The sequence below is a fragment of the Pseudoalteromonas sp. TB25 genome (genome assembly GCF_000497995.1).
Taxonomy (GTDB): Bacteria; Pseudomonadota; Gammaproteobacteria; order Enterobacterales; family Alteromonadaceae; genus Pseudoalteromonas; species Pseudoalteromonas distincta.
The window spans coordinates 1-7,464 of the sequence record NZ_AUTI01000128.1 but is presented as its reverse complement, the minus strand read 5'-3'; the positions used below and the strand labels follow the sequence as shown (position 1 = coordinate 7,464).

The window sequence follows — 7,464 nt, the reverse complement described above, 5'->3', positions numbered from 1 at the left end:
CCAGCCGTTGTTTTTGTCTTGAATGATTTCTTGTTCGGTAATATTGCGTACCGATTTTACGTCACCAAATAAAACTTGCTGCACAGGGACTGCTTTATTGCGCTCGTATTGAGCAAAAGTTGGCGCGCTCACACTAAGTAGGGCACACATTATTAATATTATAGCTTTCATAATAATCTCCTATTGGTAGCCTTTATGGGCTTATTAGCCCGTAAAGGCTTAGTAACTACCAACCAAATGTCGATTTTTCTTTAGTTTTACGAATTTCAGTTTCGTCAGCCCATTCAACTAGGCCGCTTTCCATATCCATTAAACGCATCGTAAATTTATAGTATACGTCTGATTTATCGGCATTTGATTTAACTATGCTCGATAAATTTCCGTATAACATATATTGCGCGCCAATTTGTTTACCAAATGCAACGGCTGTTGCAGGGTTAACCAGGGCATCTTCGTTTTGAAACGTTAATTGCTCACGTACTGACTCAACACGCGTCATATCTACAAAACGGAACTTACCACTGCGTAGCATTTGCGTTGAGATTGAATCGGTGATTGATTCAGTATCAATGTGCTCACTAGTTTTATTTTTAATACGCTCAACAAACACTACGGGGCGTTTATTAGCGGTCATTGTGCCAACAACGGGTGAGCTGAGTAATGAATCGGTCATTTGGCTCGCTACTTTTTGTAAGTCGGTAGAGCCAAAATTAATATCGGTTGTTTCTACTGCTTGTGCGTCGCCATAACTTACTACGGCTTTATTAGCACAGCCACTTAATACTAAAGCGCTCAGGCCAACTAAAGCGTAAGTTGATGCTGTTTTAAATTTGTTACTGATGATCATGGTTGTTTCCTTTAATCTTTAAATTCTTGTGATTCGGTAGACACTTCTCTTACTGCTAAAGAAAAGGTAACCGCATCAGAGCTCGGTGCTAAGCCCGGTAATTGTGTTTTTGCAAAACCAAATAAGGTGAGTGCTTGCCAAGGTGAGTGGTTGCCTTTAATAACAAAGCCGTCTTTATCAAACCAATTAAATTGATACTGTAAATACTGTGATTTTTTATACTGGCTCGAAAGTGTCACTACCACATCGGTTAACTGGTTGGTTTGACGTGTTTTCACATCAGTAATGGCCAGCTTTTTACCAAGCTCTGGGTTATCTACACGTAATTGCTCATTAAACTGGTTTTTATTTTGTTCAACAGAAATACCCGATGTAACCGGTTGGCTGGAACATGCACTGAGCATTAAGGCTGCTAATAATGGCGCTATGTATTTCATGATGGCTCCTAAAGTTGAACTACGTGGTAATTAAAGTAGTTATTAATAGAGGTTAAGTAAATTAACGTTAACCCTTGCTTACTAATGGTAAAATTTATGGGTGCTTGTGTGCCTATATGCACAGAATGCTCACCTGTATTTAGGCTTTGCCTTGCGACACTTATTTGATTTGGAAGTGTAAGCCAGCTGCGTGTATCAGCTTGCTCAGACGCCAAATTATAAATATTAGCAAGTATGTTACCTACATCACCGGCACTGCGAGCAAGTTCTGCCCGTACTTTCTCTTTGGCTACTAATCTGAGTACTTGGCGAGCGACTTTTGCAGGTATTTGATCTTCTAGAGTTTTAGCTGCAAGTGCCTCAATGTGTACCAGTGGGCTAAGCGCCAAGCTTTGTGCATCTATATTTATATTGTTAAGGCGGCGCACATAGGCATTATCTTTATATACCGGCATCGCCAAGCTGTAAAAGCGTGCATCGCCACGTGATGAATAAATTGGCAAGCGCAGCTTAAATTCATCTTGTTTTGGTACTAATCCTTGTTCAAATAAAACAATTACTTCGCCTTGTGATGAAGAAATAGTGGGCGTATCGCCAAAGCGTTTTTTAAATTCATTTAGATCTTGGTCAAACCCTTGTTTTTTAGCAAGGCGCATTACATCTTGCTGTAAATAAATATTGTTAGGTTGTATAGCCAATGCTTTTTTATAATCGATATAGGCGTCGTCGTATTGTTTAGCACTTTGGTAAAGCAAAGCAGATAAGTAAAATGTGTAGGCATTTTGAAAGCCATTTTTTATGTTTCTGGTTACATTGCTCATGCTTGGGTAGTGTTGCTGAGCTTCTTTAACGGTTGAGTCTACTTCTGCTTCATTCTCGCTAAGCGCATCAACTTGTACTTTATTAGCTCGGCGAATTTCGACCAATGCGCCTTCAACATCATTTTTATACACGTAGTTAAGTGCTTTATAACTATGAAGCATGCTCATTTCGTAAGCGGGTGGCACATAAGTTATTGCTGAGTCGTTGGTAAATAAAGCGTTACTTTGTTCAAGGCCCGCACTAACTTGTATTTTGGCGGCTTCACGTTTTTTTTGCATTTGCGTATACACGTTCTCAAATTTGCTTTGTGCATCATCTGGTGTATTAGCTAAGTCGTTTAAACGAGCTTGCTCAAGTTGGTTGAGTAAGTAGCTGCTGTGCAGGGTGCTATTATTAGCAATAAGGGATTGCGCTTCTTCGATGTTGTTTTTCTCGATCGCATTTCTTATTGGTGTCATTTGTGTGGCATAGTCATTAAATAGGTCATTAAAACCCATTGTGCTACACCCACTTAAAATAAAACAAAAGCTTAAAATTATACTGCGGCGCACTGAGCACTCCTCTTAATTTACCTGTATACATTAACATACTATTTTTAGCTAAATGTGTGAAATATTGTAAAAAATCGTAGAGTAAAACTGCCTGCTAATAAAGAAATATAAAGTGACATTAGTGAACAAAGTGTGAATTTTTTTGGTTTATTATCACTCCACTGAAATAGTATTTTCGCTTTAGCGGTCTTGCTAAGAGTTATATCACTTAGAGGAATTAAAAAATGAAAAAGTTTACAGGTGCAGCAATGGCTGTAATGGTAGCAGGTTTAGTTGGTTGTAATGCAACAGAGGCAGAAACGGCAACATCAAGTGCAGTTGCTAGTAATGGCGCAACAACTGATTTAGTTCATTGTTATGATGCGAATGTATGTGGTGGCCATAACGATTGTAAAACAGCTGAGAATGCATGTGCAGGTCAAGCGTCATGTAAAGGGACTGGTTTTGTAGCAATGCCTGCAAAATCATGTGCTGACGTTGGCGGTACAGTAAAAGATAAATGGGTTGGCAGTGTAGCTAAAGCAGATTTAGTACATTGTAACGATGTAAATGTGTGTGGCGGTCATAACGATTGTAAGACTGCTAATAATGCTTGTGCTGGACATGCATCATGTAAAGGCACCGGTTTTGTATCAATGCCTGCAAAAGCATGTGGTGATATTGGTGGTTCTGTAGGTAGCTAATACCAATTTATCGAACGCATAAAATAAGCTTGAACGATGTGTTTATTATTCAGGCTTATTAAGGAAGTTTATGACAAATCGTTTTTTAGGTTTTGGTTTAGGACTAAGAGCCCCGCATTTTGAGCAAATTATTGCAGATAAACCAGCTGTAGATTGGTTTGAAATTATTTCAGAAAACTATTTTGTAGCCGGTGGAAAACCTTGGCATTATTTAAATAAAATAAGAGCAGATTATCCGATTGTTATGCATGGGGTATCAATGTCGATTGGTAGTGTTGACCCTATTGATAAGGACTACTTAAATCAGTTAAAAAACACAATTGCGAGGGTTGAGCCGCATTGGGTGTCTGATCATTTATGTTTTACCCAAGTGGGCGGTATTAATAGCCACGATTTACTACCAATGCCTTACACCTCAGAGGCGCTTGATCATTTAGCAAATAAAATTTCGCAAGTTCAGGACTACCTAGGGCGCGAAATGATTTTTGAAAATGTATCGAGCTATTTAACCTATAACGATTCACAAATGAGTGAGTGGGAATTCTTAGCGCAATTACATAAGCAAACAGGCTGTAAGTTTTTAATGGATGTAAATAATGTTTATGTAAGTGCGCGTAATCACGACTTTAATGCAATGGATTATTTATCAGCTATTCCGAGTACAGCTATTGCACAAATTCACTTAGCAGGACATCAAGACTTTGGTACGCATATTATAGATACGCACGATGAAGATGTTCCCGATGCGGTATGGGACTTATATGCTCAGTATGCAAAAACATTAAATCCGGTAAGTACCATGATTGAACGCGATGATAATATTGGCTCCCTTGATGATTTAATTACTGAGCTTGAGCATGCCAAAGCGCTAGTGAAACCGTTTTGGGATATAAGGTCATGAGTGGTTTAGCAAAGCTGCAACAACAGTTTATGGATTTACTGCAAGGAGAAAGTTCGGATATTAGCGAGCAAATTGCGCAGCAAGGGCAGTTAAATACACAACAGCGACTCTCTATTTATCAAAGCGCTTATAAAATTCGCTTAAGAGCCGTGATTGAGCAAGATCACGAACAGTTGGGCATTTACTTAGGTGATGATTTATTTGAGATGATGGTTGATGGTTATTTAGCTTTATATCCTTCAACTCATACGTCACTACGAATTTTTGCAGAGAAGCTACCAGATTATTTAGCCGCTAATACTCCTTTTAGTGATTACCCCATACTTGCAGATATAGCAAAATTTGAACGACTATTACTAAGTACTTTTGATGCAAGCGATAAAACATTACTTAATGTATCAGAGCTTGAAAGTATTGAACCTCAGCAATGGCCAACTTTACTATTAAAATTACATCCAAGTGTTCAGTTAGTTGTGTTTAATACGTTGGCGGTTGAAAGTTGGCAGGCAATAAAACAAAAGCAAACACCGCCAGAGCCAAGAGTCTCAGAACCTCGCTTTTGGGTTGTAGCACGTGATGCTCAAAGGCGTACACAATATTTAAGCGTTGATGCACAAGAATACCGCTTACTGAGTTTATTAAAACAAAACACACCCTTTGCACAGTTATGTCAATCCTGTTTAAATGAACTCCCAGGCGAGAAAATCGCTGGGTTTTTAATTACTAAAATTAATCAATGGCTTGAACGTGGTTGGTTAATTAGCGAGTGAGTTAAAACAATATAGTTATTTTTCGTTGCGAAGGAATTTTTTTGAAAGCCACCATATACACATTAATTGCTTTAATTGCGTTTGCCGCAAATTCTCTTTTTTGCAGAATGGCCTTAGCAGAAGGTTATATAGATGCTTGGAACTTTACTGTTATTCGCTTACTTAGCGGGGCTGCATGTTTGGGCATTATAATGGCTATTTATACCCATAATTTAAAACGTAAAGGCACATTCAATCCCGCTATTTTAAGTGACAGAGGAAGCTGGCGAAGCAGTATTAGCCTGCTTGTTTACGCGCTTTGTTTTTCGATTGCCTACGTAGAGCTAGATACCGGTACCGGTGCACTAATTTTATTTTCTGCTGTGCAACTTACTATGATTGGCTGGGGTATTTATCAAAAAGAGCAATTAAGCGTACTCCAGTGGTGTGCATTTATAGTGGCGTTATCTGGTTTTGTATATTTAATGCTGCCATCTGCAGCGGTGCCTTCATTATTAGGTGCATCACTTATGGCACTCAGTGGTGTGGCATGGGGTATTTACAGTATTCGCGGTAAAGTGTGCGTATCGCCACTGCGTACTACTGGGTTTAACTTTATAAGAAGCTTAGTTGCTATCCCTGTTTTATTACTTGTAGGTATGAGTTATTTAAAAAATATGAGTATTGAAGGGGTATTACTTGCGTGTGCCTCGGGGGCAATAGCGTCTGGAGTTGGTTATAGTGTTTGGTATGTAGCAATGCCACTACTTAAAAGTACCCAAGCTGCGGTTGTGCAACTTTGTGTGCCGGTACTTGCTGCCATTGCTGGTGTTATGTTTTTATCAGAGCAGGTAACAATTGAGTTTATAGTAGCAAGCTCGTTAATATTAGGCGCCGTGCTGGTGTTTATTTTAAATAAAAAGAAGGCTTAATAAAACCTAACCTTCTTTTAGGTGTGGGCTTACGTTTGTTACAAAGCGTTTATAAATAGCAGGTAAGTTATCAAGTATTGCCTGCTTACCCTGTAGTTCACTGTTTTTTATGCATTCAAAAAGTACTTGCTCGCTAAGTTTATTCACTAATAATTGTGATTGCTTAATATGGCTTATATGCCAAAGCTCAGGTGCTACGCCACCTAAATCATGCTGGTAAGGGCGATAAAAACCAAATTTAACTAAGTTAGTATCAAGCCAATTACTTAAAGGTGCAAACGGCCCACCTTGCAGGTATTCATCAGGTGTTAGCTGTAGCTTATAATCATCACTGACCGCAGCTTTATCAAACACATCTAAGTCAGTCCCTAAATGGTGTCTGCTTGCGCCAGGTAGTGCAGAGTAGAGCATTATTGCTATGCATTTATCTACATCATTTAATTTAGTTAAATTTACAACCTTTTGCTGTTTATTATAAACAGGTCGAATACCTAAAAACTTATTATTCCAAATAATTGACTGGCGTTCAAAGTCGCGAAAACTTGAGGCAATAGTAAGATCAAATCCCGCTTTTTGAGCTGCACTTTGCAGCGCTAAAAAGTCGCTAATAATAGCGCTGTGCAAGCGATGATTTTGTATGTCAGTTAAATGTGTATCACTTTGCCCTGTGATACACATTATCGATGTTGGTTTAGTTACATCCATTATGCTAAAAGTTGCTCTAGTATTTGCTCGTAAATGTCGGTAAGGGCTATTAAATCATCGGTACTTACGCATTCATCTACTTTATGAATAGTTTCGTTACGTGGGCCAAGTTCAATTACTTTAGCACCTGTTTGTGCAATAAAGCGACCATCTGATGTGCCGCCGGTAGTTTCTAGGTTTGTGGTTAAACCGGTTACTGATTTAATCGCTTTTACTGTGGCATCAACAAGTGGGCCGTGCTCGGTAATAAAAGGTAAGCCATTTACTATCCAGCTTAATTCATAATTTAAGTTATGCTTTTGTAGTATGTCATTTACACGTTGTTGTAATTGCTCATGTGTTACTTGCGTGCTAAATCTAAAGTTAAACTGTACTTCTAGCTCACCCGGGATCACGTTGCCTGCACCTGTGCCGCCATTAATATTTGAAATTTGAAAGCTGGTAGCAGGGAAGTATTCATTTCCGTTATCCCACACCGTTTGGCTAAGCTCAGTAAGGGCAGGGGTTGCTAGGTGAATTGGGTTTTGTGCTAAATGTGGATAGGCGACATGCCCTTGTACACCCTTAACGGTCAAAAAAGCGGTAAGTGAACCTCTGCGGCCATTTTTAACAACATCACCTAATACATCTCGTGATGAAGGCTCGCCTACTAGGCACATATCAATTTTTTCACCGCGCGCCTCTAGCGTATCAATTACACGGGTAGTCCCGTTTATAAACGGGCCTTCTTCGTCAGAGGTTATTAAAAAAGAAATTGAGCCTTTATGATCTGGATGTTTAGTAACAAACCGCTCGGTTGCAACAAGCATTGCAGCTAACGAGCCTTTCATATCGGCA

General features: G+C 39.1%; 9 protein-coding genes. 4 read left to right on the top strand and 5 right to left on the bottom strand.

The window, feature by feature from the left end:
• Nucleotides 1-226: 226 nt before the first annotated feature.
• The 3 genes from lpoB to L652_RS0102720 are packed head-to-tail and all read right to left on the bottom strand — an operon-like array spanning nt 227 to nt 2,657.
• Nucleotides 227-847 (bottom strand): penicillin-binding protein activator LpoB, encoded by a 621-nt coding sequence (lpoB, locus tag L652_RS0102730; RefSeq protein ID WP_007375407.1) that lies wholly within the window; start codon nt 845-847, stop codon nt 227-229.
• An 11-nt stretch (nt 848-858) separates the two neighbouring features.
• A complete protein-coding gene (locus L652_RS0102725) occupies nt 859-1,284 on the bottom strand; it encodes a YcfL family protein (protein WP_002959678.1) in 426 nt (141 codons plus the stop codon).
• An 8-nt stretch (nt 1,285-1,292) separates the two neighbouring features.
• A complete protein-coding gene (locus L652_RS0102720) occupies nt 1,293-2,657 on the bottom strand; it encodes an adenine DNA methylase (protein ID WP_024595111.1) in 1,365 nt (454 codons plus the stop codon).
• A gap of 224 nt (nt 2,658-2,881) precedes the next feature.
• On the opposite strand from L652_RS0102720, the gene L652_RS0102715 reads away from it, so the two are divergent.
• The 4 genes from L652_RS0102715 to L652_RS0102700 all read left to right on the top strand — a co-directional run bounded on the left by L652_RS0102715 (nt 2,882) and on the right by L652_RS0102700 (nt 5,922).
• Nucleotides 2,882-3,340, top strand: a complete 459-nt coding sequence (locus L652_RS0102715; protein ID WP_024595110.1) for a hypothetical protein — start codon at nt 2,882-2,884, stop codon at nt 3,338-3,340.
• A 70-nt stretch (nt 3,341-3,410) separates the two neighbouring features.
• Entirely contained in the window at nt 3,411-4,241 is an 831-nt protein-coding gene (locus tag L652_RS0102710) for a DUF692 domain-containing protein (protein ID WP_024595109.1), read from the top strand.
• Nucleotides 4,238-5,011 (top strand): DNA-binding domain-containing protein, encoded by a 774-nt coding sequence (locus L652_RS0102705; protein WP_024595108.1) that lies wholly within the window; start codon nt 4,238-4,240, stop codon nt 5,009-5,011. The genes L652_RS0102710 and L652_RS0102705 overlap by 4 nt, the downstream gene beginning before the upstream one ends.
• 41 nt (nt 5,012-5,052) lie before the next feature.
• Entirely contained in the window at nt 5,053-5,922 is an 870-nt protein-coding gene (locus L652_RS0102700; RefSeq protein ID WP_024595107.1) for a DMT family transporter, read from the top strand.
• 6 nt (nt 5,923-5,928) lie between these two features.
• Here L652_RS0102700 and L652_RS0102695 read toward each other — a convergent pair whose 3' ends face one another.
• Together L652_RS0102695 and dapE are read right to left on the bottom strand one after the other, a co-directional pair.
• Complete coding sequence (locus L652_RS0102695) at nt 5,929-6,627, bottom strand: M15 family metallopeptidase (protein ID WP_024595106.1); 699 nt, start codon at nt 6,625-6,627, stop codon at nt 5,929-5,931.
• Nucleotides 6,627-7,464 (bottom strand): succinyl-diaminopimelate desuccinylase (gene dapE, locus L652_RS0102690; protein WP_024603262.1); only part of this gene is annotated, 838 nt, incomplete at its 5' end. The genes L652_RS0102695 and dapE, both read right to left, overlap by 1 nt.